General features: G+C 73.1%; 23 protein-coding genes. 5 read left to right on the top strand and 18 right to left on the bottom strand.

The genetic code is table 11. The annotated features are described in order from the left end of the window. Positions 1-33: 33 nt before the first annotated feature. The 8 genes from BLA60_RS44145 to BLA60_RS01770 all read right to left on the bottom strand — a co-directional run bounded on the left by BLA60_RS44145 (position 34) and on the right by BLA60_RS01770 (position 7066). A complete protein-coding gene (locus tag BLA60_RS44145) occupies positions 34-543 on the bottom strand; it encodes a GNAT family N-acetyltransferase (protein ID WP_075130891.1) in 510 nt (169 codons plus the stop codon). Further along, positions 540-1784 carry an MFS transporter gene (locus BLA60_RS42900; protein WP_154814052.1) on the bottom strand — a complete coding sequence of 415 codons (1245 nt, stop codon included), beginning with the start codon at positions 1782-1784 and terminating at the stop codon, positions 540-542. The genes BLA60_RS44145 and BLA60_RS42900 overlap by 4 nt, the downstream gene beginning before the upstream one ends. After that, positions 1774-3660, bottom strand: coding sequence for a carbamoyltransferase C-terminal domain-containing protein (locus tag BLA60_RS01795; protein ID WP_075130889.1), 1887 nt, complete (start codon positions 3658-3660; stop codon positions 1774-1776). The genes BLA60_RS42900 and BLA60_RS01795 overlap by 11 nt, the downstream gene beginning before the upstream one ends. Then, a complete protein-coding gene (locus tag BLA60_RS01790; protein ID WP_075130888.1) occupies positions 3657-4382 on the bottom strand; it encodes a hypothetical protein in 726 nt (241 codons plus the stop codon). Before BLA60_RS01790 ends, BLA60_RS01795 begins: the two co-directional genes overlap by 4 nt. A gap of 10 nt (positions 4383-4392) precedes the next feature. Further along, positions 4393-5106: a hypothetical protein gene (locus BLA60_RS01785; protein ID WP_075130887.1), complete on the bottom strand. Its 714-nt coding sequence runs from the start codon at positions 5104-5106 to the stop codon at positions 4393-4395. Continuing rightward, positions 5103-5429 (bottom strand): hypothetical protein, encoded by a 327-nt coding sequence (locus BLA60_RS01780; protein WP_075130886.1) that lies wholly within the window; start codon positions 5427-5429, stop codon positions 5103-5105. The genes BLA60_RS01785 and BLA60_RS01780 overlap by 4 nt, the downstream gene beginning before the upstream one ends. A gap of 98 nt (positions 5430-5527) precedes the next feature. Then, positions 5528-5842 carry a DUF6235 family protein gene (locus BLA60_RS01775; protein ID WP_154814051.1) on the bottom strand — a complete coding sequence of 105 codons (315 nt, stop codon included), beginning with the start codon at positions 5840-5842 and terminating at the stop codon, positions 5528-5530. Positions 5843-5947: 105 nt separating this feature from the next. Next, on the bottom strand, positions 5948-7066 hold the full coding sequence (locus BLA60_RS01770) for a baeRF11 domain-containing protein (RefSeq protein WP_075130884.1): 1119 nt from the start codon (positions 7064-7066) through the stop codon (positions 5948-5950). 119 nt (positions 7067-7185) lie between these two features. On the opposite strand from BLA60_RS01770, the gene BLA60_RS01765 reads away from it, so the two are divergent. Next, positions 7186-8109: a helix-turn-helix transcriptional regulator gene (locus BLA60_RS01765; protein WP_075130883.1), complete on the top strand. Its 924-nt coding sequence runs from the start codon at positions 7186-7188 to the stop codon at positions 8107-8109. A 40-nt stretch (positions 8110-8149) separates the two neighbouring features. Further along, positions 8150-8959 (top strand): dioxygenase family protein, encoded by an 810-nt coding sequence (locus BLA60_RS01760; RefSeq protein ID WP_075130882.1) that lies wholly within the window; start codon positions 8150-8152, stop codon positions 8957-8959. Between the two features lie 9 nt (positions 8960-8968). Here BLA60_RS01760 and BLA60_RS01755 read toward each other — a convergent pair whose 3' ends face one another. The 4 genes from BLA60_RS01755 to BLA60_RS01740 are packed head-to-tail and all read right to left on the bottom strand — an operon-like array spanning position 8969 to position 13084. Next, positions 8969-9991 carry an LLM class F420-dependent oxidoreductase gene (locus tag BLA60_RS01755; protein ID WP_075130881.1) on the bottom strand — a complete coding sequence of 341 codons (1023 nt, stop codon included), beginning with the start codon at positions 9989-9991 and terminating at the stop codon, positions 8969-8971. Then, complete coding sequence (locus BLA60_RS01750; protein ID WP_075130880.1) at positions 9988-11205, bottom strand: acetyl-CoA C-acetyltransferase; 1218 nt, start codon at positions 11203-11205, stop codon at positions 9988-9990. Before BLA60_RS01750 ends, BLA60_RS01755 begins: the two co-directional genes overlap by 4 nt. Continuing rightward, positions 11202-11942 carry a 3-oxoacyl-ACP reductase FabG gene (gene fabG, locus BLA60_RS01745; RefSeq protein WP_075130879.1) on the bottom strand — a complete coding sequence of 247 codons (741 nt, stop codon included), beginning with the start codon at positions 11940-11942 and terminating at the stop codon, positions 11202-11204. The genes BLA60_RS01750 and fabG overlap by 4 nt, the downstream gene beginning before the upstream one ends. Beyond that, positions 11939-13084, bottom strand: a complete 1146-nt coding sequence (locus tag BLA60_RS01740; RefSeq protein WP_075130878.1) for an acyl-CoA dehydrogenase family protein — start codon at positions 13082-13084, stop codon at positions 11939-11941. The genes fabG and BLA60_RS01740 overlap by 4 nt, the downstream gene beginning before the upstream one ends. 135 nt (positions 13085-13219) lie before the next feature. Here BLA60_RS01740 and BLA60_RS01735 point away from each other — a divergent pair, with 135 nt between their 5' ends. The 3 genes from BLA60_RS01735 to BLA60_RS01725 are packed head-to-tail and all read left to right on the top strand — an operon-like array spanning position 13220 to position 16828. Next, positions 13220-14743, top strand: coding sequence for a class I adenylate-forming enzyme family protein (locus BLA60_RS01735; protein ID WP_211288557.1), 1524 nt, complete (start codon positions 13220-13222; stop codon positions 14741-14743). Then, positions 14733-15836: an acyl-CoA dehydrogenase family protein gene (locus BLA60_RS01730; protein ID WP_075130877.1), complete on the top strand. Its 1104-nt coding sequence runs from the start codon at positions 14733-14735 to the stop codon at positions 15834-15836. The genes BLA60_RS01735 and BLA60_RS01730 overlap by 11 nt, the downstream gene beginning before the upstream one ends. Beyond that, positions 15833-16828, top strand: coding sequence for an acyl-CoA dehydrogenase family protein (locus tag BLA60_RS01725; protein ID WP_075130876.1), 996 nt, complete (start codon positions 15833-15835; stop codon positions 16826-16828). Before BLA60_RS01730 ends, BLA60_RS01725 begins: the two co-directional genes overlap by 4 nt. Here the strand turns inward: BLA60_RS01725 and BLA60_RS01720 are convergent. The 6 genes from BLA60_RS01720 to BLA60_RS01695 are packed head-to-tail and all read right to left on the bottom strand — an operon-like array spanning position 16825 to position 24930. Beyond that, a complete protein-coding gene (locus BLA60_RS01720; RefSeq protein ID WP_075130875.1) occupies positions 16825-17553 on the bottom strand; it encodes an enoyl-CoA hydratase-related protein in 729 nt (242 codons plus the stop codon). The two genes, BLA60_RS01725 and BLA60_RS01720, sit on opposite strands and share 4 nt — an antisense overlap. Continuing rightward, positions 17546-19657 (bottom strand): acetate--CoA ligase family protein, encoded by a 2112-nt coding sequence (locus BLA60_RS01715; RefSeq protein ID WP_075130874.1) that lies wholly within the window; start codon positions 19655-19657, stop codon positions 17546-17548. The genes BLA60_RS01720 and BLA60_RS01715 overlap by 8 nt, the downstream gene beginning before the upstream one ends. Continuing rightward, positions 19657-21192, bottom strand: coding sequence for an ABC transporter substrate-binding protein (locus BLA60_RS01710; protein ID WP_084734535.1), 1536 nt, complete (start codon positions 21190-21192; stop codon positions 19657-19659). Before BLA60_RS01710 ends, BLA60_RS01715 begins: the two co-directional genes overlap by 1 nt. An 11-nt stretch (positions 21193-21203) precedes the next feature. Then, on the bottom strand, positions 21204-22082 hold the full coding sequence (locus BLA60_RS01705; RefSeq protein ID WP_075131444.1) for an ATP-binding cassette domain-containing protein: 879 nt from the start codon (positions 22080-22082) through the stop codon (positions 21204-21206). Next, positions 22079-23989 (bottom strand): dipeptide/oligopeptide/nickel ABC transporter permease/ATP-binding protein, encoded by a 1911-nt coding sequence (locus BLA60_RS01700; protein WP_075130872.1) that lies wholly within the window; start codon positions 23987-23989, stop codon positions 22079-22081. Before BLA60_RS01700 ends, BLA60_RS01705 begins: the two co-directional genes overlap by 4 nt. After that, positions 23986-24930: an ABC transporter permease gene (locus tag BLA60_RS01695; RefSeq protein WP_075130871.1), complete on the bottom strand. Its 945-nt coding sequence runs from the start codon at positions 24928-24930 to the stop codon at positions 23986-23988. Before BLA60_RS01695 ends, BLA60_RS01700 begins: the two co-directional genes overlap by 4 nt. Positions 24931-24933: the final 3 nt, after the last annotated feature.

Raw genomic sequence — 24933 nt, 5'->3', positions numbered from 1 at the left:
CCCCTGACCCTACCCGCGACCCGGCGGGGTCGCTCACTCGCGCCAGACCCGTTCCCCGTCGACGAGTTCGGTGGTCGGGGCGAGGCCGACGGCCTTGGCCACGCCCTCCGAGGCGGTGTGCCCCGGCAGGATGTTGGCGGTGAACTCACCCGGGCGCAGCGTGTCGCGCAGCTCGGCGTGGAAGCCGCGCATCATCTCCGTGCCGTAGCCCTGGTGCTGGGCGGGCGGGTCGACCAGGTAGGCCAGTTCGCAGCCGGTGTGGTCCTGGCCGAGGGTCACGGTCGCCTGGGCGAGGCCGACGAACTGGTCGCCGGGGCTGCGCCGGGCGACGTAGTTGATCCACAGGACGTCGGGGTTGGCCGAGCCGCGGATCCAGCGCCGGACCCACTGGGTGGCCTCCAGCGGGGTGAGGGTCATGCCGCCGATGAACTCGTGGACCTCGGGTTTGATCAGCATGGCGACCAGATCGGCGGTGTCCCGCTCGGCGATGCGGGTCAGCAGCAGCCGATGGGTGACGATCTCCGGGCCGGGTTCGTCGCTCACGCGGCCACGGCGCGTACTCGGGGTGACCAGATCACGAGACCGAACACTAGCATCGCGGCGCCGACCGCGACGATCGTCGCCGACGGTGACAGCACCAGGCCGAGGACGCCGCCGAGCAGGAACCCGACGGGGACGGCGGTCAGATTCATCGCCCGGTACCCGGCGGTGGCCGCCGCCCGGTCCTCGTTGGCGATGGCGCGGGCACGGAAGGTCTGGATCAGGACCAGCACGATGCCCGAGCACAGCTCGTCGAGCGCGAACCCGGCGACGATGAACGCGACCCCGGCCGCGCCGGGCACGTAGAGCCCGATGCCGAGCAGCACGTACGAGCCGATGGCGCCGAACCCGAACAGCGAGATCCCCCACCCGCCGGACAGGGCCTTGGGCAACCTGGTCGCCAGGTAGGCGCCGAGCGCGGCGAACAGCACCGCACAGGTCTTGATCACGCCGTAGGAGGCGGCGCCGATGCTGGTGCGCTCCAGGATGGCGATCAGCAACATGGCCTCGATCAGGCACTGGCCGAGGTTGTAGGCCAGCGCCCAGCCGGTCAGCACGCGCAGTGGCCCGGTGGCGAAGTTGGCCCGGATCCCGTGGCGCAGCGTGGAACGGTCCCGGGTCGGGGCGGCACCGGTCGGTTCGCTCACCCTGACCCTGGGCATGCCGCGCAGCAGCAGGCACGCGGCGGCGGCCAGACCGGCCGCGACCACGAACGTGCCGGACACGTCGAACATCGCCAGCGCGAGGCCGGCGAAGAACGGGCCGCCGCCGTCGGCGAGGGACTCGGCCATGCCCAGCCGCGAGTACACCCTGGGCAGGTCGCGGTCGTCGAAGGCGAGCGGCACCAGCACCTGCACGGCGACCGCGGTGAGGATCGAGCCCAGGCCCAGCGCCAGGTTGGCCAGCGCGAACACCACGAAGCCGACGACCGGTGAGGCCAGCAGCGCCACCGCCGAGAGCGCGAACGCGAGCACCCGCAGCCATTCCGAGGCGAGCATGACCGTGCGCTGGTCGTAGCGGTTGACCACGGCGGTCGCGGCGCGGGCGAAGACCACCTGCGGGGCGAAGCGGCACACGCCGAGCACGGCGACGATCATCGCGTTGGCGCCGAGGGTGGCGACCGCGACGAACGGCACCGCGAACTCGATCACCGCGATGGCGAAGAACGACACGAACGTCGCCGAGGAGAGCCGGCGGGTCAGTGCCGCCGGCTCCCGTGCTGGCGCACTGGTGTCAGTACTCAACGAGCAGACCCATCTCCAGCAGTGTCCCGACCCGCCTTTCGTGCCGGTCGACGGTGGCGACCTGGTCGCGGCACAGCGCGAGGAACAGGTCCTGGTCGACGGGTTCGGTGGCGTCGGCGTCGCTGATCAGGTACCGGCGGTCGGCCCCGCCACCGAAGGTGGCCAGGACCGCGCCCGGTCGGGGCGTGACGTCGACGAGGTCGGGCTTGTCCGGTGAGGCGAACAGGTGGGTGGCGGTCAGCAGCAGGTCGACCGAGGTGCGCCGGACGAACCCCAGAACGTCCTCAGTGGACTCCAGGATGGGTTCGCCTGGGCCGTTGAGCGAGGTGTTGATCAGGACCGGGACGGCGCCGAGGGCGGCGATCTCGGTCAGCAGCCGGTACATCGCCGGGTTGTCCCGCTCGGTGACCGTCTGCACCCGCGCGGTGCCGTCCAGGTGCACCGCGTCGGCGAGCAGGTGGCGGTGCTCGGGGCGCACGGTGAAGTTGAAGTTCATGAACGGCGACTCGGCCGGCCCGTCGAAGTAGGTGTCCACGTCCTGGCCCCGCACGACCGGGGCGACCGGCCGCCACCACTGCCGGCCCTTGATGGTGTTGAGGCGGGCGCGGGCGTCCTGGCAGCCGACCGGGTGGCACAGGATCGAGCGGTTGCCCAGCGCCCGTGGCCCGAACTCGGCCCGGCCGCCGTAGCGGGCCACGATCGCGCCGCCGGCCAGTGCCCGCGCCGCGCGGCGCGCCAGGTCGCCGTCGCCGGTGGTCTCGGTGAAGCCGCGGGCGGCGGCGGTGACGACGGTGACCTCGTCGGCGTCGCGGCCGAGGAAGTCCGCCCGGACGCGCTCGCCGGCGACCGGTGCCGGTTCTCGGTGGTAGTAGCCGAGAAACGCCGCGCCGACGGAGATGCCGGCGTCGTGCGGGCAGGACGGCACGTAGATCTCGTCGACCTGGTCGAGGCCGTGGATCGCGGTGTTGCCGGTGAGGTTGAGGAAGACCCCGCCGGCGCAACAGATCCGCCGCTGCCCGGACAGCGCGACCGCCCGGCGCGCCTGGTGGGTGACCAGCTCGGTGAACGCCTCCTGCACGGCGGCCGCGACGTCCGCGTCGGCCACCGGGTCCTGGTGGGCGCGCAACCGCTGCCAACCGTTGCGCACCCGGGGCGGCTCCCCCGGCTCCAGGATGTCCGAACTGGACAGTCGGGGTCGGTCGGGAAACGGGAGGCCGGCCAGGGCCATCAGCTGGCCGTGCGCGTGTTCCTTGCGGAACAGGTACCGCGCGACGTTGTCGAACAGGCTGGCTTCGCCGTGCATGTACACGTCGGGTTGGTTGTGCGGCACGGAGAAGTCCCGGGCGAGCAGCTCGAACCGGCCGGCGGTGAACCGGTAGACCGAGCGCAGTTCGGTGAACAGCGAGGTCACCGGCTCGTCGGCGGTGTAGCGCGCGTGGAACTTGGCGAACGGCTCGCACAGGTCGGCGCCGTCGCGGGAGGTGGTGCCGGCACTGTCGGACACCAGCACCGCGCACGTGTCGAACCCGGACAGCCCGGCCGCGCAGGCGGCGTGCGCGAGGTGGTGGGAGACCACGAGGTGCCGCTGGTCGAACGGGTCGAAGTGGTCGAAGTCGGCGGTGAACAGCGGCCGCTGGAGGCCGACGGCCGACGGGCCGGCCGCCTGGAACGAGGACACGATGACGTCGACCTCGTCGAGGGTGGTGCCCGCGGCTGCCAGTACCTGGGGTACCGGCAGCCGGTTGGACAGGCATTCCTGGCCGTCGTACTTGGTCCTGGTCACCCGTTCCTGCTGGAGGGCCGCGAGCAGAACCCCGTCCCGGACGACCGCCACCGACGCCTCGTGTCCACAGTGGATACCGAGGACGGTGGTCATCGCCGGTAGTTCCCGATGGGTGCTCCCTGGGGCATGAAGCCGAACGTGAGGATCGTGACCCGCTCGCCCTCGACGATCGGGGTCCGGCTGTGCGCCTGGGTTCCGGCCAGGAAGATGACCACCTCGCCGGGGGTGAGCTGGAAGCGTTCCTCGCTGCCGTCCGGGTAGTGCATGTACAGCGCCGAGGAGGTCGCCGGGTCACCCGGGGTGCGGTGGTCCAGCATGAGCAGCACGTTGAGCGAGAAGATGTCGGTGTCGATGTGCGGGATGATGCCCTGGCCGGCGTCGCGGTAGAACAGGTAGCTGGCGATGCCGGTCGGTTCGGCGCCCGGCACGACCGACCGGACCAACGCGGTGAGTTCCGCGCTGGTGGCCAGCCGGTCGGCGACCGGGCCACCGCAGCCGAGGTAGTGCTCGTCGAACGGGACCGCGGTCTCGCCGACGTCCCGCGCCTCGGCGATCAGCGTGTCCAGCAACGCGTCGGTCAGCAGGTCCGGGCGGCCCCGGTACTGCGCGCCGCGCGGGTCGGCGACCTCGTAGGGGCACAACAGTTCCAGCGCCTCGGAAACCGCCGTACGGCCCCGCTGGGAGCGCGGATCCCGTTCGGGGACGAGGTGTCCGGCGGACAGCCCGAGGATGAGTTTGAGGTTGGCCTGTTCCGCCGGGCTGAGGCTGCCGTGCAGGTCGGCCAGCCGCTGGCCGACGGTCGCTGTAGCACGCATCACGGTTTCCTTAGATGGGGTGGTATCCGAAGGACACGAGCCTGATCGACTCACCGGCGACGGTTCTGGTGCGCTGGTGGGTCACGCTGTCGGCGAAGAAGACCAGCGACTCGCCGTGGGCGAGTTGGACGTGCACCGGGGCCTCGTCCGGCGGGTAGAGGATCAGCTCCGAGTGCCGCTGGTCGGGCCGGTGTTCGAGCATGGTGAGCACGTTGAGCGCGAACTCGTCCTTGTCGACGTGCGGGTCGATGCCCAGGCCCGGCGCGTCGTAGTAGAGGTAGTTCGCCTTGTAGGTCGGCAGCACCGGGCCGACCCGCTCGCTGAGGAAGTCGTTGATGTCCGAGGACAGCGCCATCTCCCTGGCCAGCGGCGCGCCGGAGGCCACGTAGTGGTCGTGGAACCGTTCGGCGCGGTACCGGTTGGCCAGGGACTCCTCGTCCATGGCCGCGAGGTCGGCGTCGGTGAAGAACGGTGCCCTGCCGAGGAAGACGATGCCGGTGGTGAACTCGGGCCGCTTGCCGTCGTGCAGCTTGGGCAGCGAGCGCTGCACCGTCTTGAGGGCGACCTGGCGCAGGTCCTCGGACGCGCCGCCGGCGTGGCCGACGAGCAGCCCGCCCGCGGCCATGCTCAGCAGCAGTTTGAGGTTCTCCCGCTCGGCCGCCGTCAGTTCGGCCGAGAGCCGGCCGAACCGGTCGACGAGCGGCAGCGAGTCCGTCTGGCTCACGACTGCTCCGTGAACCCCAGGGTCTCGGGCAGGGCCAGCAGGTGCTCGCGCACCTCGGGGGTGGCGGCCGCCGAGATCGGCTTGGAGTAGATGTACTCCGCCTCCGCGTTGATGTCCGCCAGCTTCTCCAGGTGCAGGGCGGAGGAGGTCACGATGCTGCTGAGAACCTCGCGCTCGCTGGGGCTCAGGTCCGAGGCGAGTTCGGCGAGCTTGTCGGTCAGGGTCGGCAGGGCGGCCTCCAACGCGGCGGAGTCCAGTTCACCGGCCGGCGTGGTCTCTTCGGCCTGCTCTGCCTGCGACCGCATCTCCGGGGACGAGCTCATGGCTTTTCCTCCCAGCTCAGTGACCAACGTGGTGACAGTCACAAAGCTAGGACAGGTGGGTAGCCCGGCGAACGAGCGAAAGTCGACCGGTTCTGGACTCAGTTCCCACCGGTCTGTGCGTCGGCGGCGGGGGTGCGGCGCAGTTCGAGGGCGGTCACCGGGGAGCCGACGAACACCAGGTGGAACTTCTCGACGTCCTGCAGGTGGATCCGGAGGGCGAGGTTGTCGCGCACGACGACGACCAGTTCGCGGGCCACCGCGGAGTCCTCGATGACCGGGTACTGGTGGTAGACGGTGCGTTCGACGATCGAGAACAGGGCGTCGGTGACGGCCCGGACGTCGGCCGCGCGGGCGGACTCGGTCCAGGCGTTGAGCACATCGATACCCGATCCGAGGCGAAGTCGGCGTCCCATGATGGTTCCTCCAGGTTGCATATCAACGTTATGAGTAAACCATAACGCTGATACATAACGCTGCCAACCCTTTGGCGGGGCACGGCATTCTGGAAGAAGGGTCGCTCAGCCGCCCGGGGGGAACCGCAGGATGGCGGCGGCGTCCCCACCACCGGGAACGTCCTCACGGCGCACCGCGAGGACCCGCCCGTCGGTGAGCCAGACCCGCCGGCTGATCTCGTCGAGCACGCCGTAGTCGCTGGCGTCGGCGGTCTCGCGGAACTCCACCGCGCCGGTCTGCTCGTCGACCAGGCCCGAGATCGTGGAGTCGATGTCGACGAACAGCGTGTCGACCGCGCCCTGGGTGGCGAACCGGGCGATGTCGGTGACGTCGGTCGCCGTGCGACCCTGGGAGACCCGTTGTCCGAACAGCTCGACGGTCTCGCGCAGCTGCTCGGCGTGCACCCGGTCCAGGACCGTACGGGCGTTGGCGATCAGCTCGGTGTCGCCCGCCGGCGAGATCGTGTCCGGCGCGAGGTGCGGGTAGCTGCACAGCGCGCGGTAGATGCCGTCCAGCGGCTCGACGGCGGCCAGGATCAGCGGCAGGTCCTGGCCGACCAGGAATGGCCGCATCGCCTGGTCGACCTGGCGAGCGTACTGGCGCATCCGCACCTTCTGCCCCTCGCTGCCCTGGATCCGCCGCACCGGCGCGCGATCGGCGATCGAGGACTTCCCGACAGCGCTGGCCACGTCGGTGGGCATGTCGGGCACGGAGATCTCGACCGGGTGCAGCTCGGGCACGATCTCCAGCAGCCGCACCGAGCCCTGCGCCAGCTCCAGCACGAACGCCGCCTGGGTGAAGGTCAGCGAGCGCAGCAGCGGCTGGACGTGGAACCGGTCGGAGACCTCCACCACGCGGGCGAGCTGGTTGGGCAGGCGGAAGGTCGTCAGCGACTCCGGGGTGGCGAACACGGCCAGGCTGCGGGCCAGGTAGTGCAGGAACTCGTCGTCCTCGGCCAGGTCGGTGAGCTGCTCCTCCAGCGCGGTGACGGCGCGCTTGTCCACGCCCGCGGCCCGCAGCTGCTCGACGGCCTCCCCGGTGAGGTTCTTCAGTTCGATCCGTTCGGCGTCGCCGTTGCCCTCCGGGTCGGTCGGCACGTAGAGCGAGACGGCGGCCGGCGACCTGGCCGTCAGCAGGCGGGTGACCTGCGCACGGCTGGGAATGTCGGTGTGCAGGCTGGTCACGTTGGGTCTCCTCCCCTGCTCACCGTCCAATGTAGAACCGACGTCACCGTTCCGCAGAATGTGCGACAATTGGTCTGGACCTTTGCTGCCCAGTGTCGTGCTGACGAAGGGATCGGAAGATGCGCGGGACCACGGTGCTGCCCGGGACACCCTGCGCGGAGCCCCGCGCGGGAGAACCGCCGGTGCACCGGCTGGAGGTACCGCTGCCGGGCGTGCTGCCCTTCGCCATCGGCACCTTCGACAGCATCGGCCCGATGTCGCGGGCCAGCTTCCCGCACCGGCACACCTTCCACGAGATCGTGCACGTCACCGGCGGCAGCGGCACCCACGCCGTGGACCTGCGCCGCTGGCCGGTCACCCCGCCGCAGCTGTGGCTCATCGCCCCCGGCCAGGTGCACCACTGGGTGGCCGCGCGCGGGCTGGAGGGCACGGTGGTGCTGTTCACCGACGAGTTCCTGGCCGGCGACCCGGCCGCCAGGGACCTGCTGCGCCGGCTGGGCGAACGCCCGGTGCCGCTCGACCCGGCCGCCGACCGGGCCACCGCCGGCCTGATCGCCGAGCTGGACGACGAGTACCGGCGCGACGCCGACGGGGTCGCCTCGGTGCTGGCGGCACTGCTGCACGTGCTGCTGGTGCGCACCGCGCGCCTGGCCGGCACCCCGGCGCCGGCCGGCGGTGGGACCGGGACCGTGGCGGCCGAGTTCGTCCGGCTGGTCGGCCGCGCGGGGCTGGAGCCGTGGCTGGTACGGGACTACGCGCGCCACCTGGGGGTCACGCCGGGACACCTGACCGAGGCGGTGCGGCTGGCGACCGGGCGCACGCCGGCCGAGCACGTGCGGGCCGCGCGGGCCAGGGAGGCGATGCGGCTGCTGGTGAGCACCGACCTGACCGTGCGGCGGATCGCCGACCGGGTCGGGTTCGCCGACCCCGCTTACTTCTGCCGGTTCTTCCGGCGGGAGGCGGGGGTGTCGCCGGGCGACTTCCGGGACAAGCACCACGATCGGCGAACTCAGTCCATCGCCGCGCCGCGCCGGCCTTCCTAGGTTCGAGGTGAGTCCACAGCCAGCCCCACGAGGAGCAGCCATGGAAGCACCCAACACACCCGACCCCACCGACCGGCAGGTCAGCCGCCAGACGGTCCTGCGGGCGGCGCTCGCCGTCGGGGTCGGGGTCGCGCTGCCGGTCGGCCTGGTGAGCGCGACCCCGGCGCTGGCCAGGACCGCGTCGGCCACCCCACCGCTCACCCCGATGTGCGACGACGGCGACGACCCGACCCCGCCGCAGATGGAGGGCCCGTACTTCACGCCGAACTCGCCCCAGCGCACGTCGCTGGTCGAGCCCGGTATGCCGGGGACCCGGCTGACGATCACCGGGTTCGTGTTCGGCCTGAGCTGCCAGCCGCTGGCCAACGTGCTGCTCGACTTCTGGCAGTGCGACGCCGGCGGCATCTACGACAACACCGGCTACCGGCTGCGCGGCCACCAGTTCACCAACGCCCAGGGCGCGTACTCGCTGAGCACGATCGTGCCGGGCCTCTACCCCGGCCGGACCCGGCACGTGCACGTCAAGGTCCAGGCGCCCGGCCGGCCGATCCTCACCACCCAGCTGTACTTCCCCGGCGAGCCGGGCAACGGCAGCGACCCGATCTACGACCCGCGCCTGCTGATGACCGTGCGCACGGTCGGTGACGCCCGCGCGGCGGAGTTCGACTACGTGCTCAACGTGCCGGGCAGCACCGACCCGCCCGGCGACGGCACCTGGGCCGAGGGCACCAGCTACGCCGCCGGTGACCGGGTCACCTACGCCGGGCGCGACTACGTGTGCCTGCAGGCGCACACCGCGCTGCCCGGGTGGGAGCCGCCGTCGGCGCCGGCGCTGTGGCGGGCGGCCTGAGCCGGCTGGTCAGCCCAGGAGTCCGGCGATCGCCGCGAGGGTGGGTGCGTCGCCGGACACCAGCATGGTGGTGACCAGCGACTCCCGCCACGCCGCCAGCTCGCCGGCGATCTTGTCCGGCGGGCCGACCAGCGCGACCCGTTCGACCATGGGCAGGGTGACCGAGGCCGCGGCCTCGTCCCTGCGCCCGGCGAGGTAGTGCTCCTGGATCCGGGCGCACTCGGCCTCGAAGCCCATGCGCACGAACACGTCGCGGTGGAAGTTCGCGCCCCTGGCGCCCATCCCGCCGATGTAGAGCGCCAGCATCGGACGCACGCGGTCGGCCGCGACCTCGGGGTCGTCGTCGAGTTCCACGTTCACCCGACAGACGACCTCGAAGTCGGCGGCCGACCGACGTGCCCCCGGACGGGCGAAACCCTCGGCGAGGGCGGCGCGGTAGTGCTCGTCGGCCCACGGCGAGTAGAACATCGCCAGCCAGCCGTCGGCGATCTCGGCGGCCAGGGCCACGTTCCTCGGCCCCTCGGCGGCCAGGTGGATCGGCAGGTCGGCGCGCCGTGGGTGCAGCGTGGAGCGCAGTGGCTTGCCCAGACCGGTGCCGCCGGCGGCCGGCAGGCGGTAGTGCTCGCCGGCGTACTCGCTGGTCTCCCGGCGGATGATCCGGCGCACGATCTGGACGTACTCGCGGGTCCTGGCCAGCGGGCGCGGGTAGGGCTGGCCGTACCAGCCCTCGACGACCTGCGGGCCGGACGCGCCCAGCCCCAGGACGAACCGGCCGCCGCTGAGGTGGTCCATGGTCATGGCGGCCATCGCAGTGGCCGCCGGGGTGCGGGCGGAGAGCTGGGCGATCGAGGTGCCCAGCCGCAGGCGGGAGGTGGCGGCGCCGTGCCAGGCCAGCGGCGTCAGCGCGTCGGAGCCGTAGGCCTCGGCGGCCCACACCGAGTCGAAGCCGAGGTCCTCGGCGGCGCGGATCCGCTCGGCGAGGTCGGGCGGCGGGCCGGCGCCCCAGTAGCCGAGGGCGAGCCCGAGCTTCACGCCGTCACCCGTTCGACCACCACCGACAGTCCCTGGCCGCCGCCGACGCACAGGGTGGCCAGGCCGTAGCGCTGTTCGCGGGCGTGCAGTTCGCGGGCCAGCGCGCCGACCATGCGGGTGCCGGTGGCGCCGACCGGGTGACCCAGCGAGATGCCCGAGCCGCGCACGTTGAGCCGGTCGAGATCGGACCCGGTGAACCGCCACTCGCGCAGCACGGCCAGTGCCTGGGCGGCGAAGGCCTCGTTCAGCTCGATCAGGTCGATCTCGGCGAGGGTGAGCCCGGCGCGGCCCAGGGCGATCTCGGTGGCCGGCACCGGTCCGATGCCCATCCGTGACGGTTCGACAGCCGCGAGGCCGGCGGACACGATCCGCACCAGGGGCGTCAGTCCGAGGGACTCGGCGGTGGCGCGGGTGGTGACCACGCACAGCGCGGCGGCGTCGTTCTGGCCGCTGGCGTTGCCGGCGGTGACGGTGGCGTCGGGGTCCAGCGCGGCGCGCAGGGGCCGCAGTGTGGCCAGTGCCTCGACGGTGGTGTCGGCGCGGGGGTGCTCGTCGCGGTCGACGACGGTCTCCTCGCGGCGGGTGCGGACGGTGACCGGGATGATCTCCTCGGCGGCGGCGCCGCTGTCGATGGCGGCCACGGCGTTGCGGTGGGAGCGGACCGCGAGTTCGTCCTGCTCGGTGCGGCCGATGCCGTACTCGCGGCGCAGGTTCTCGGCGGTCTCCAGCATGCCGCCCTCGACCGGGTGCAGCCGCCCGCCGGCGGTGACCCGGCCGCGTTCGAGGCTGTCGTGCAGGGTGGCACCGCCGGCCCGCGCGCCCCAGCGCACGTCGTGGGAGAAGTGCGCGGCGTTGCTCATGCTCTCCACCCCGCCGGCGACCACCAGCCGGGCGTCACCGGCGGCCACCGCGCGGGCGGCGGTCAGCACGGCCTGCAGGCCCGAGCCGCAGCGGCGGTCGATGGTCAGGCCGGGGACGGTGACCGGCAGGCCGGCGTCCAGGGCGACGACCCGGCCGATGGCCGGGGCCTCGCTGGTGGGGTAGCAGTGGCCGAGGACGACGTCGTCGATCGTCTCCGGGTCCAGGCCGGTGCGGGCGAGCAGGCCGCGCAGGGCCTGGGCGCCGAGGTCGGCGGCGGTGACGGGTGTGAGGGCGCCGCCGTAGCGGCCGACGGGCGTGCGGACCGGTTCACAGACAACGATGTCGGTGCTCACATCAACCGCCCGCCGGTGACCTCGGTGACCGTGCCGGTCAGGTAGCTGGACAGGTCACTGGCCAGGAACAGCGCCACGTTGGCGATCTCGTGCGGTTCGCCGACCCGGCCCAGCGGGATCTCGGCGGTCTTGGCGTCCCACACCTCCTGGGGCATGGCCTCGGTCATCGCGGTGCGGATGATGCCGGGCTGGATGGCGTTGACCCGCACGCCGTGGCGGGCCAGTTCCTTGGCGGCGGCCTTGGTCATGCCGACGATGCCGGCCTTGGCCGCCGCGTAGTTGGTCTGGCCGAAGTTGCCGACCTTGCCGGCGATCGAGGACATGTTGACCACCGCGCCGGCGCCGCGTTCGCGCAGCGCCGGCGCGGCGTGCTTGAGGCCGAGCCAGCATCCCTTCAGGTGCACCCGGATGACGTCGTCGAACTGGTCCTCGGTCATGGTGCGCAGGGTCGCGTCGCGGGTGATCCCGGCGTTGTTGACCAGGATGTCGAGTCCGCCGAAGGTGCCGGCGGCGGCGATCAGCGCGGCGACCTGGTCGCTGTCGCCGACGTCGCAGCGGACCCCGACGGCGACCTGCTCGCCGCCCAGTTCGGCGACGGCGGCGTCGAGCGCCTCGGTGTTCAGGTCGCCGAGCACCACGCGGGCCCCGTGCTCGACGAAGGTCCGCGCGACGGCCAGGCCGATGCCGGCACCGGCGCCGGTGACGACCGCGACCTTGCCGGCCAGCAGGCCGGTCATCGGGTGTGCTCCCGCAGCAGTTGCCTGGCGATCACGACTTTCTGCACCTCGCTGGTCCCTTCGTAGATGCGGTAGAGGCGGGCGTCGCGGTAGAAGCGTTCGACCGGGACGCCGTGGACGTAGCCCATGCCGCCGTGGACCTGCACCGCGCGGTCGGCCACGCGGCCGACCATCTCGCTGCAGAACAGCTTCGCGGCCGAGGGCGCGAGCCGGCGGTCGGAGCCGTCGTCGTAGGTGGCGGCGGTGGCGAGCACCAGGGCGCGGCCGGCGAGCAGGTCGGTCTGCGAATCCGCGACCAGCGCCTGGACCTGCTGGAACTCGCCGATGACGGTGCCGGCCTGCTTGGCGGTGGCGGCGTAGGCGACGCTCTCCTCGACCAGCCGGGTGGCCAGCCCGACGCAGCACGCGGCGATGTGCAGCCGGCCCTTGCCCAGTGAGCGCATGGCGGCGGTGAAGCCCTCGCCCTCGGCGCCGAGTCGCCGGTCGGCCGGGACGCGGGCGTCGGCGAAGAAGACCTCGGCGGTGGTCGAGCCGCGCTGGCCCATCTTGTGGTCGCGCGGGCCGACGGTGACGCCGGGGGTGTCGGTGTCCACGACGAACACCGAGATGCCGCGTGCGCCGGAGTCGGGGGCGCCGGTGCGGGCGAAGACGATCAGCAGGTCCGACCAGTTGGCGTTGGTGATGAAGCGTTTCTGGCCGTTGATGACGTAGTGGTCGCCCTCGCGGACGGCGGTAGTGCGCAGGCCGCTGGGGTCGGAGCCGGCCTCGGGTTCGGTGAGGGCGAAGGAGGCGACGTACTCGCCGGAGGCGAGCTTGGGCAGGAACGCGCGCTTCTGGTCCTCGGTGCCGAAGTTCACCAGTGCCTGGCCGGCGATGCCGTTGTTGGTGCCGAACATCGAGCGGAACGCCGGGGTGGTGTACCCGACCTCCATGGCCAGGTACGCGTCCTCGGTGGCGGTGGCGCCCAGGCCCCCGTACTCCACGGGCAGTGCGTAGCCGAACAGTCCCATCTCGGCGGCTCCCCGGCGGATGCGCTCGGGGATGGCGTCGGTCTCCTCGATCTCGTCCTCGGCGGGCACGACCTGCTCGCGTACGAACCGCCGCACGGCCGTGCGGACCTGGTCGAACTCGGACGGCTCCATCCCACCCCTGCCTCTCTTTTATATCTATCTTACATAGTTTAGACCCCGCGTCGAGGGCTTCCCAAACCCGGGGTCGCTGAGCTATGAAAGAACCTATCTTTTAAAGATTAACGAACAGTATGGACCGGAGGGCGCTTGACCACGACAGACATCCCCGACCCCGCCTCGACGGCCGTCGCACTGCGGTTGCGCGCGGTCACCGCGATCGACCCGGCCGCACCCGCCCTGGAACTGCACGGGAACTGGTGCACCTGGGGCTCGCTGGCCGCCTGCCGGGAGCGGCTTTCCCGGCACCTGCGCGGATCCGGCACGCGGGTGGGGATCGTGATGCGCAACCGGCTCGGCGTGGTCGGCGCCGTGCTCGGCGCGCTGGCCGGCGGGCAGAGCATCGTGGCGCTGAGCCACCTGCGGCCGGGCGCCCGGCTCGCCGAGGAGATCGCCACCCTGGACCTGGCGGCCGTGGTCGCCGACGAACGCGACTGGCTCGAACCGTCCTTCGTGGACGCGGTGCGCGACGCCGGCCTGCTCGGCCTGTCGGTGGCGACCTACGACCCGGCGGCAGTCACCGTGGTGACCGAGGGCGACGGGCGGGCACCCCGCTCCCCCGGCGTCGCCGTGTCCATGCTCACCAGCGGCACAACCGGCCCGCCCAAGCGGGTTCCGGTCAGCTACGCCAACCTGGCGGCGAGCTTCGCCGGGGCGTCGCACTACGAGTCGCGTGAGGACGCTCGCCCCCGGCTGCGGTCGGGGGTCGCCACGCTGGTCGCGCCGATCCTGCACACCAGTGGGCTGTTCCGGTTGCTGCTCAACGTCCTGGAGGGACGGCGGGTGGCGATGCTGGAGAAGTTCGACGTCGAGGGCCTGCTGCGACTGGTGCGCACCTACGACGCGAAGGTCCTCGCACTCACCCCGACGTCGGTCAGGATGATCCTCGACGCCGGGGTCGAGCCCGCCGAGTTCGCCGGGGTGCGGGCCGTGGTGTGCGGCACGGCGCCGCTGGACCCGGCCGTCGCCGAGCACTTCGAGCGGCGCTACGACGTGGCGGTGCTGGTGATGTACGGGGCGACGGAGTTCGCCGGCGGGGTCGCCGGCTGGACGCTGAGCGACCGGGAGTCCTATCGGGACACCAAACGCGGCAGCGTCGGCCGGGTCCACCCCGGTGTGGAGGTCCGGCTGCGGGTGCCGGGCACCGACCGGCTGGCCGAGCCCGGGGAGTCCGGGCAGCTCGACGTGCGCTCCGGACAGCTCGCGTCCGACGACCCGACGGGCTGGGTACGCACCACCGACCTGGCCAGGATGGACTCCGACGGGTTCCTGTGGATCCTGGGCCGCACCGACGACGCGATCCTGCGCGGCGGGTTCAAGGTGTCGGCCGGCAAGGTGGCGCAGGTGCTGCGCCGACACCCGGCGGTGCGCGACGCGGCGGTGGTCGGCCTGGACGACCGCCGGCTGGGTCAGGTCCCGGTGGCGGCGGTCGAGGTGACCGGCGATCCCGGGCCGGACGGGCTGGTGGCGTGGTGCCGTGAGCACCTGGCGCCCTACGAGGTACCCACGGCGGTGGTCGTGGTGGACGAGCTGCCCAGGACCCCGTCGCTCAAGGTCAGCTCCGAGCGGCTGACCGAGTTGCTGGTCGCCCTGGCGGTCCACGATGGACGATGAGGCGCTGCGCGCGCGGGTCCGGGCGTTCCTGGCCGCGCACTGGTCGGCCGAGGACCGTCACGATCCGGTGGCGGTGCGGCGTTTCCGCGCGCTGGCCACCGAGCACGGCTACCTGTTCGGCTGGGTTCCCCGGGAGCTGGGCGGGTCCGGCACCCCGGGACAACCGCTGGCGGCGCGGGTGATCGCCGAGGAGTTCGCGGCGGTCCGCGCGCCGGGCGAACCGGACGGCATGAGCGTCGCGATGCTGGTGCCGACGCTGCTGGAGTGGGGCAGCGACGAGCAGCGACGCCGGTTCGTACCGCCGACGCTGACCGGTGAGCTGACCTGGTGCCAGGGCTACAGCGAGCCGACCGCCGGCAGCGACCTCGGCTCGCTGCGCACCACCGCCCACGCGGACGGCGCCGGCTGGGAGATCACCGGCACCAAGATCTGGACCAGCGGCGCCACCGAGGCCAGCCACATGTTCCTGTTGGCCCGCACCGAACCCGACACCACCGACCGGTCCGGCCTGTCCTACTTCCTGCTGACGATGGCCCAGCCGGGGGTGCTGGTCCGCCCGCTGCGGCAGCTGACCGGGCAGGCCGGTTTCGCCGAGGTCACCCTGGCCGGCGCCCGGACCACGGAACTGGTCGGCGAGCGCGGCCGGGGCTGGGAGGTCAGCCGGTCCACACTGCGCCACGAGCGCTCGATGGTCGGCGGCCCCGCCCGCCACGAACGGCTGTTCGCCGCGCTGCTGCGCCTGGCCAGCACCCCGCGCCCGGACGGCACGACGGCGCTCGCCGACCCGCTGGTGCGCGACGAGCTGGTCGGGCTGCACGCGCTGGTCGAGCAGCAGCGGCTGGCCGGCCGGCTGCGGGACTCCGGCGACTCGGGCAACCTGCTGCCGCTGACCGCGAAGCTCGCCGGCACGGTGATCGCCGAGCGGGTCAGCGCGCTGGCCCTGCGGCTGCTGGACACCGACGTCCTGCACGGCCCCGACCGCACCCGCTGGCTGCACCAGTGGCTGGGCTCGCTGGGCATCGCGATCGCCGCCGGCACCAGCAACGTGCAGCGCGACATCATCGCCGCCCGGGGCCTGGGGCTGCCGTCATGACCGGACTCGACGACGCCCAGTGGGCGCTCGCGGCGCTGCTGCACGAGACGCTGCCGGCGTTGCTGCCGCCGGCCCGGCTGGCCGCGATCCTGGACGCCGACACCGACGAGGACCCGGCGAGCTGGCGCTGCCTGACCGAGACCGGGGTCCTGGACCTGGCGGTCCCGGTGGCCGGCGGCGGCGCCGGTGAGGGCGTGCTGACGCTGGCCGTGGCCGCCGAGGAGGCCGGCTACGCCGCGGTCCCCGGCGGGTTCCTCGGTCACGTGCTCGCGACGCTGACCGTTGACCCTGGCGGCCGGCGCGCCACCGTGGCCCTGGGCCAGGTCCTGCCCGACGCGCGGCGGCTGACCGGTACCGTGCCGTTCGTCCCCGGTGGACACGCCGCGGAGCTGGTCGTGGTGGCCACCGCCGCCGGCCTGTCCGTGGTGGACCTGCGGGCCGGCGGGGCGCTGGTCGAGGGGGCCGGCGGGGTCGACCCGACCCGCCGACTGGGCACCCTGGTCCTCGACGGCGCCGCCCACGAGCCGCTGCCCGGCGGCCCGGCCAGGGTCGGCTGGCTGGTCGACGCGGCCAGGGTCCTGCTGGCCGCCGACGCGCACGGCGGCGCCCGCCGCTGCCTGGACCTGGCGGTGGCCCACGCCCGCGACCGCGAGCAGTTCGGCCGGCCGATCGCCGGTTTCCAGGCGGTCCGCCACCAGCTGGCCGACCTGGCCACCGCGATCGCACCGGGCCGTGGCCTGTACCGGCTGGCGGCCGGGCACCTGGACAGCGGTGCCGACCGCGCCCACACGGCGGCGGCGCTGGCCAAGGCGCACCTGAGCGAGGTGTTCCTGACCGCCGCCCGCGACTGCGTTCGCCTGCACGGCGCGCTGGGCTACACCTGGGACGGCCCGGTCAACCCGTGGGTGGGCCGCGCCCTGTTCGACCACGCCCTGCACGGCACCCCGGCGACCCTGCGCCGGATCGTGGCCGACGGGCTCGGGTGGGGCTAGCGCAGGTCGGTGGGGTCCAGCGCGCCCAGGCCGGCGCCGGTGCGGGCCACGGCGTCCCAGTAGGACTCGTCCCAGGTCCGGTCGAGGTCGGCGTGCAGTTGGGCGCGGATCTGGCGCAGGCCCCGGGACGGCAGGGCGGCCAGGGCGGCGGCGTAGGCCAGCGCCTCGGGCAGGACCTCGGCCGGCGGGTGGACGAACTCGGCCAGGCCGTAGTCCAGGGCCTGTTCGGAGGTGAACACCCTGGCCGACAGCAGCAGGTCATGGGCCCGGCCGGGGCCGGCGAGCCGGGCCAGCAGCCACGCGCAGCCCAGCTCGGCGGCCAGGCCGTAGCGGGCGAACGCGGTGGTCCACTTCGCCCCGGCGGCGGCGAACCGGACGTCGGCCATCAGCGCGTGCGCCAGGCCCGCGCCGGCGACCGCGCCGTTGATCGCGGCCACGAGCGGCTTGCCCAGGCTCATCGCGCGATCGCGGCGGCGCCGCCGGTGGGTGGCCGCCACGCCGCCGGCCTCGACCGTGCGCAGCCGTTCGAAGTCGGCGCCGCCGCAGAAGCCCCGGCCGGCGCCGGTCAGCACGACCGCGCCGACCTCGTCGTCGGCGTCGGCACGGTCGTAGGCGTCGAGCAGCTGTTCGGTCATCGGGGCGACCAGCGCGTTGAGCCGGTCGGGCCGGTTGAGGGTCAGGACCGCGACCCGGCCGGTCACCGCGTAACGGACCAGCTCAGCCACCGGCCACCTCCGTGGCCCCGGTGGACGTGGCCCCGGTGGACGTGGCCCCGCCGGACGTGACGACGGCGAACGCGTCGACCGCCACGACCCGACCGCCGGTCACCACCACCGGGTTGAGGTCCAGCTCGACCAGCCCGGGTTCGGCGGCGGCCAGGGCGGCGACGTCGCGGACCAGGGCGGCGAACGCGGCGGCGGCCGGTTCGTCGAGGCCGCGCGGGTGGTCGAGCAGGCGCCCGCCCCAGACGCGGGCGAGCAGGGTCCGGGCGTGGTCGAGGTCGAACGGGGCGAGCGCGGCGTGCTGCTCGCCGACCACCTCGGCGAGCACCCCGCCGGCGCCGACCGTCACGACCGGGCCGAACACCGGGTCGCGCACCAGCCCGCACATCAGCTCCAGGCCGGGAGGCACCATCTCCTGCACGAGCACCCCGGCGGGCCCGGCGCCGTCGGGGCGGGTCCCGGCCGCCAGCGCCAGCAACTCGTCGAACACCGCACCGACGGTGTCGGCGTCGGCCAGGCCCAGCCGCACGCCGCCGAGGTCGGACTTGTGGGCCAGCCAGTCGCCGGAGATCTTGAGCGCAACCGGGTAGCCGATCTCCCCGGCCAGGGCGATGGCCTGGTCCCGGTCGGTCGCCACCCCCTCGCGGGTCACCGGGATGCCGTGCGCGGCAAGGAGTTGCTTGGTCCGTGCCTCGGTCAGCGGCCGCGGCTCGCCCCCGGCGGCCGGGGCCGGGCCGGTGGTGCGGCGCAGGGCCAGGGCGCGGCGGGCCGGCGCGTCGGCCACCCCGGACGCGGCCTGCGCCAGCGCCTGCAGGTCCAGCAGCCCCGGCACCCCGGCGCGGGTGGTCTCGTAGGCGATCTCCGGCTGCGGGGTCCAGGCCAGGAACGGCACGTCGGTGGTGGCCGACGCGGCCAGGATCGCGTCGAGCACCGCGCGCGGCACGGCGCGGGTGATGCCGGTGAAGCACACGACGTCGTACTCGCCGGAGGTGGTGACCTCGGCCAGCAGGCGGGGCATCGCGCCCGGGTCGTTGACGATCTGACCGGTGTAGTCGACGGGGTTGGTGGCCGCGCCGAACGACGGGATCACCGCCTCGACCCTGGCGCGCAGGCCGTCGCTGGTCGGCGGCAGAGCGAACCCGGCGGCGGCCAGGTGGTCGGCGAGCAGGATGCCCGAGCCGCCGCTGGCGGTCAGCACGCACGCCCGCCGCCCGCGCACCGGCCTGCCGGCGGCGAACACCTTCACGTGCGCGATCAGGTCCCGCAGGGTCGTCACGGTGTGGATCCCGGCCGCCTCCATGGCCGCGTCGAACGCCCGGGTGCCCACGACCAGCGACCCGGTGTGGCTCAACGCCGCGCGCGACCCGGCCGCCGACACCCCGGCCTTGAGCACCACCACCGGCTTGCCCAACTCGGCGGCCCGCCGGCCCAGGCGCAGCAGCGACCCGGGGTCACGCACGCCCTCGGCGAACAACGCCACCACGGTGACCTCGTCACGTTCCACCAGGTGCGCGGCGACCTCACCGAGGGTCAGGTCGACCTCGTTGCCGGTCAGCACCAGTTGGGACACGCCGACGCCCTCGGTCAGCGCGCCCTCGAACACCCGCAGGCCGAACGCGCCGCTCTGGCTGACGATCGCCACGCCGCCCGGGTCGAGCGGGAAACCGCGCAGCTTGGCGAACGTGGCGTGCACGCCGCCGGTCAGGTTGACGCTGCCCATGGAGTTCGGCCCGAGGATCCGCATGCCGCTGGTGCGGGCGATCTCGCCGAGTTCGTCCTGCAGCGCGACCCCGGCCGGGTCACCGGACTCGGCGAACCCCGAGGAGATCACGATCGCCGCGCGCACGCCGTGGTCGGCGCAGTGCCGCGCCGCGTCCGGGACCGCGACGCTGGCCAGGGCGATCACCGCGAGGTCCACGGGGCCGTCGATGGCGCCGACGGTGGCGGTGGCGGCGAGACCCTGCACGGTGTCCCGCGACGGGTTGACCGGGTGGACCGTGCCGGTGAAGTGGCGGCGCAGGTGGTCGAGCACCCGGCCGCCGATCCGTTCCGGGTCCTCCGACGCGCCGATCACCGCGACCGAACGCGGCTCCAGCAGGGCGTCCATCACCGGCTGGCCGCCAGGCCGTGCGGACGCGGGGTGGACTCCGAGGGGCGCAGCACCGGCTCCCCGTCGACCGACGAGGAGATCGCCGACCGCTGCGAGGTCCACATCAGCGGGATCAGGTAGCCGCGGTCGAGGACCTCGGTCTGCACCTCGTTCCACAGCGCGACGGCCTGGTCCTGGTCCTGGGTGGAGGACGCCTCGACGACCTTGGCGTCCAGGTCACGCATGTCGGTGGCGCCGAACACCGCGTTGTACGGGCCGGCCTCGGCGACGTAGGTGGAGTACCAGCCGGCGGGCTCCACGTTGCGGGAGGTGCCGTAGAAGACCGGGAAGTTGCCGGCGCGGTTCTGCTTGGCGAGGGTGCCCGGCGGCACGGTGGTGACCTGCAGGTCGATGCCGCCCTCGGCCATCAGCTGGGACAGCGCCGAGAGCCGCTGCTTGACCAGGTCCACGCTGCCGATCTTGAGCGAGAACCCGTTGGGGTAGCCGGCCTCGGTCAGCAGCTCCTTGGCCCGGGCGACGTCGGCCTTGCGGTAGCGGTCGTCGAGGTCGTCGGTGTGCCACTTGGTGGACTTGGGCATGAAGCCGCCGAGGTCGGGGTCGCCGCCGCCGGAGTAGGCCGAGGCGTTGAGGGCGTCGCGGTCGACCAGCAGGGCCATCGCCTCGCGGACGCGTTCGTCGGCCAGGGCTGGCACGAGTTTGGCGGTGCGGTCGGAGATGCCGAGCACGTTCAGCTCGATCGGCACGGCGTGCACCGCGGCGCCGGCGCTCTCGGCCGGCTTGACCTGGCTTGGCTGCAGGTGACCGACGATGTCGACCTGTCCACTCTGGAACGCGGTGAACCGGGCGTTGTCGTCGCTGATGATCTGGTACTCGACGGTGTCGGCGCGCACGGCCTCGGCGTCCCAGTACTTGTCGAAGGCCCGGTACACGACCTTGCTGCCCTTGCTGGAGGCCTGCGCGTCGTAGGTCCAGCCGCCGGCGCCGACCATGGCGGTGGTGAGGTCGGTGCCGGCGTCGAGGGCCTTGCCGCTGACCATGGCGCCGGGCATGGAGGCGATGTCGCTGGGGAAGGACGGGTAGGGCGAGCCGAACGCGATGTCGACGGTGTGTTCGTCGACGGCGGTGATCGTCTTCATCGCGGAGTAGAGCGCGGCGTAGGGCGAGGTGTCGAGGGTCTTGCCGCGTTCGAAGTTCTTCTTCACGACCTCGGCGGTCAGCGGAGAGTCGTCGTGGAACACGACGTCCTCGCGCAGGCGGAGCCGCCAGGTGGTGGCGTCGGTCTGCTCCCAGGCGGTGGCCAGCGACGGGTGCACCTCGGCCTGCTCGTCCATCACGGTGAGCGTGTCGTAGGCCGGGTAGAGCAGGGCGGCGGCGGCCTGGATGGTGAGGTAGGGGTCGTAGGAGTCGGTGTCCAGGGAGACGCCGACGCGCAGCACGCCGTCGCCGGCGCCCTGCCCGTCCGCTCCGCCGTCGGAGCACGCGGTGAGCGCGACGCACAGGGCGAGCAGCGCCGCCAGCAAGCGATGACTCATGGGGTGGCCTTTCAGGTGTGGGCGCCGAACTCGTCGGCGAAGGCGCGGGCGAGCCCGCGTCGCCGTTCGCGGCGCCGGGCACTGGTGGTGGGGTCGGCGTCGAGGGCCGAGGCGAGCAGCAACCGGGTGTAGGGGTGGCTCGGCTCGTCACAGACCTGGTCGGCCTTCCCCTCCTCGACGATCCGCCCCCGGTACATGACCGCGATGCGGTGGCTGATGTGCCGCACGACCGCGAGGTCGTGCGCGATGAACAGGTAGGACACCCCGGTGGTGGCCTGGATCCGTTCGAGCAGGTCGATCACCTGGCTCTGGATCGACACGTCCAGGGCGCTGACGGGTTCGTCGAGGACGACGAGGTCGGGGGCCGGTGCCAGCGCGCGGGCGATCGCGATCCGCTGTCGTTGCCCGCCGGAGAACTGGTAGGGGTAGCGGTCGAGCTGGTCGGCGGTGAGCCCGACCAGCTCAGCCAGTTCCCGCACCCGATCCTGTCTGTCCCGTGTGGACAGTTCGCCGGCGATGCGCATCGGCTCGTCCAGGATGGTGGCGACGGTCATCGTGGGGTTGAGCGAGCCGTAGGGGTCCTGGAACACCGCCTGCACGGCGCGCCGGAACGCGCGGGTGGTGTCCGGCCGGGTGAGGTCGACCTCCTCGCCGCGCAGCCTGACCTGGCCCTGGTCGCGGGGTTGCAGACCGAGAACGACCCTGGCCAGGGTGGACTTCCCGGAGCCGGACTCCCCCACCAGGCCGACGGTCTGGCCGGCGCCGATGGTCAGCGACACCTCGCTCAACGCGGTGTGCCAGGTCCTCGGCCGCCAGAAACCCCTGCGGCGCCGGGCGAAGCGGACGTGGACGTCCTCGACGGACAGCAGCGGGTCCACCGGCGGGTTCATCGCCACACCGCCGGGTCGGCAAGGGCGAGGTCGTCGCCGGTGCGCAGGCAGCGGCTGGCGCCACCGTCGAGGGTGTGCAGCGCGACGGTGCCGGTCGCACACGCGGGGAGGGCGAAGGGGCAGCGGTCGTGGAAGCGGCAGCCCTCGCCCCACCGGCCGGCCGCCGGGACGACGCCGCGCACCCTCGGCAGCGGCCCGGTTCGCCTGCGGTTGCGGGGAACCGAGGCGATCAGTCCGGCGGTGTAGGGGTGGCGCGGGCCGGTGAGCACGTCGGCGACCCGGCCGCGTTCGACGAGTTCGCCGGCGTACATCACCAGGACCCGTTCGGCGAGGTCGGCGACCACGCCCTGGTCGTGGGTGATGATCAGCAGCGACATCCCGGTCTGTTCCTGGAGTTCGCGCAGCAGGTCGAGGATCTCGCCCTGGACGGTGACGTCCAGCGCGGTGGTCGGCTCGTCGGCGATCAGCAGCGCCGGCTCGGCGGACAGCGCCATGGCGATCATCACCCGCTGGGCCATGCCGCCGGAGAACTCGTGCGGGTACTGGCGCAGGCGGTGGGTGGCGTCGGGGATCCGGACGCGGTCGAGCCATTCGGCGGCAGCGCGTCGGGCGTCCTGTGTGGACATTCCGTGGACCACGCGCAGGCCCTCGGTCAGCTGGGTGCCGACGGTGAACGCGGGGTTGAGCGCCTTGAGCGGGTCCTGGAACACCACGCCGATCGAGCCGGCGCGCAGCGTGCGCATGGTCCGTGCGTCGGTGCCGGCCAGTTCGCGCCCGTCGAAGGTGATCGAGCGGGCCTCGACGACGGCCGGCGCGGGCACGAGCCCGGCCAGCGCCATGGCGGTGACGCTCTTGCCGCTGCCGGACTCGCCGACCAGGCTGACCACCTCGCCCCGGCCGATGTCGAAGGACACGTCGGTGACCGCCGGCACCCACCGGCCCCGCTCGCCGGGGGCGGGGAAGGACACCGACAGGCCACGCACCGCGACCAGGGTGTCCGGGGCGTCCGGGGTGGACGGTTCGTCGGGGAGGCTGGGGTCAGGTTCGGTGACGGCGGGCGGGCGGGCGTCCAGGACGCTGCCGGTCGCCTCGCGGGCGAAGGCGTCGCGCAGGCCGTCGCCGAGCAGGTTGAACGCCAGGACGGTGACCAGGATCGCCACGCCGGGCGGGATCGCCGGGAACCAGTGGGCGAAGGCGGTCTGTTGGGCGTCGGCGAGCATGTTGCCCCAGCTGGCGTCCGGCGGCTGGGTGCCAAGACCCAGGTAGGACAGCGTCGCCTCGGCCACGATCGAGGTGGCGAACATGGTGGTCACCAGCACGATCAGCGAGGGTGCGACGGCCGGCAGCAGGTGGCGCCACAGGATGCGGGCGGTGGACGCGCCGGCGACCACCGCGCCGGTGACGTAGAGCTCCTCGCGGGCGGCGAGCGTCTCGCCCCGGACCAGGCGCAGCACCATCACCGCGTAGACCACGCCAACCACCGCCATGGACTTGAACAGCCCGGGGCCGAGCACGGCGATGAAGGTGATCGCGACCAGCAGGAACGGCATGGCGTTGACGCCCTCGGCCGCGCGCAGCACGATCCGGTCGGCCCAGCCGCCCCGGTAGCCGAGCACCAGCCCGGCCGGCAGGCCGATCACCACGGCGACCCCGACGGCGACCAGGGCGGCGAGCAGCGCGACCCGCGCCCCGTACACGATGCGGCTGAGCACGTCCCGGCCGAGTGAGTCGGTGCCCAGCCAGTGTTGGCCGGAGGGCAGTTGGGCGGGGCGCATCAGGTCGCCGGTGGTCGGGTCGTGGGGGGCGACCAGCGGCGCGGCGAACGCGACCAGGATCAGCAGCAGCAGGAAGCCGCCGGCCACCGGGATGACCGCGCGGCCGCGCAGCCGTCGGGGGAGAACGCTCATGAGAGCCGAACCTTCGGGTTGAACCACGCGTAGGACAGGTCGAGCAGCAGCTGCACGACCAGCATCACCGCGGCGGCGACGACGATCACGCCCTGGACGACGTCCGGGTCGCGGCGCAGCACCGCGTCGATGGCGACCGTGCCGAAGCCGCGCATGGAGAACATCCGCTCGACGACGATGGATCCGCCGAACAGGCCGGCGACCTCGAAGGCGACCACGGTCACCACCGGCACGGCGGCGTTGCGCAGCGCGTACTTGCCGACCACGCGGCGCCGGGACAGGCCCTGGGCCATCGCCGTGCGCACGTACTCCTGTTGCAGCACACCGATCAGCGCCGAGCGGGTCTGCCGGGCGACGACCGCGCCGGCGGACACGCCGAGGGCGAGCGAGGGCAGGGTGATGCCCCGAAGCCAGTCGCCGACGCCCTCGGAGATCGGGGTGTAGCCGACGGCGGGGAACCAGCCGAGGTTCACCGCGAAGAACAGGATCAGCAGCAGTGCCAGCCAGAAGTTGGGCACCGCCTGCCAGAAGGTGACCGCGCCGGTGGCGATCCGGTCGCCGAGGCGCCCGGCGCGCAGGGCGGAGAAGATCCCGACCGGCAGGCCGAGCAGCAGCGAGATGAGCAGCCCGCCGAGGGTGAGGCTGAGGGTGACCGGCAGTGCTCTGGCGAGCAGGTCGGTGACCGGCTCGTGGGAGAACAGCGAGGCGCCGAGGTCGCCGGTCACCGCGCCGCCGGCCCACTCGAAGAACTGGGTGGTGACCGGGCGGTCCAGGCCGAGCTGGGCGTGCACGGCGTCGACCTGCGCCTGGGTCGGGTCGGGGCCCAGGATGGAGTCGGCCGGATCGATCGGCGAGAGCGCGCCGAGGAAGAAGGCCACTGTGGACACGACGATGATCAGCGGGACCACCAGCAGGATCCGGGTGAGAACCACACGAAGCACGCC

It is taken from the genome of Actinophytocola xinjiangensis (assembly GCF_001921215.1).
Lineage (GTDB): Bacteria > Actinomycetota > Actinomycetes > Mycobacteriales > Pseudonocardiaceae > Actinophytocola > Actinophytocola xinjiangensis.
The sequence above is the reverse complement of the archived record's forward strand: the minus strand, read 5'-3'. Positions and strand labels throughout refer to the sequence as shown.

Coding starts and splice junctions, on each gene's coding strand:
- BLA60_RS01795 (WP_075130889.1), bottom strand. CDS start 3,660: ATGACCACCGTCCTCGGTATCCACTGTGGACACGAGGCGTCGGTGGCG.
- BLA60_RS01790 (WP_075130888.1), bottom strand. CDS start 4,382: ATGCGTGCTACAGCGACCGTCGGCCAGCGGCTGGCCGACCTGCACGGC.
- BLA60_RS01780 (WP_075130886.1), bottom strand. CDS start 5,429: ATGAGCTCGTCCCCGGAGATGCGGTCGCAGGCAGAGCAGGCCGAAGAG.
- BLA60_RS01775 (WP_154814051.1), bottom strand. CDS start 5,842: ATGGGACGCCGACTTCGCCTCGGATCGGGTATCGATGTGCTCAACGCC.
- BLA60_RS01765 (WP_075130883.1), top strand. CDS start 7,186: ATGCGCGGGACCACGGTGCTGCCCGGGACACCCTGCGCGGAGCCCCGC.
- BLA60_RS01760 (WP_075130882.1), top strand. CDS start 8,150: ATGGAAGCACCCAACACACCCGACCCCACCGACCGGCAGGTCAGCCGC.
- fabG (WP_075130879.1), bottom strand. CDS start 11,942: ATGACCGGCCTGCTGGCCGGCAAGGTCGCGGTCGTCACCGGCGCCGGT.
- BLA60_RS01740 (WP_075130878.1), bottom strand. CDS start 13,084: ATGGAGCCGTCCGAGTTCGACCAGGTCCGCACGGCCGTGCGGCGGTTC.
- BLA60_RS01730 (WP_075130877.1), top strand. CDS start 14,733: ATGGACGATGAGGCGCTGCGCGCGCGGGTCCGGGCGTTCCTGGCCGCG.
- BLA60_RS01725 (WP_075130876.1), top strand. CDS start 15,833: ATGACCGGACTCGACGACGCCCAGTGGGCGCTCGCGGCGCTGCTGCAC.
- BLA60_RS01715 (WP_075130874.1), bottom strand. CDS start 19,657: ATGGACGCCCTGCTGGAGCCGCGTTCGGTCGCGGTGATCGGCGCGTCG.
- BLA60_RS01710 (WP_084734535.1), bottom strand. CDS start 21,192: ATGAGTCATCGCTTGCTGGCGGCGCTGCTCGCCCTGTGCGTCGCGCTC.
- BLA60_RS01705 (WP_075131444.1), bottom strand. CDS start 22,082: ATGAACCCGCCGGTGGACCCGCTGCTGTCCGTCGAGGACGTCCACGTC.
- BLA60_RS01700 (WP_075130872.1), bottom strand. CDS start 23,989: ATGAGCGTTCTCCCCCGACGGCTGCGCGGCCGCGCGGTCATCCCGGTG.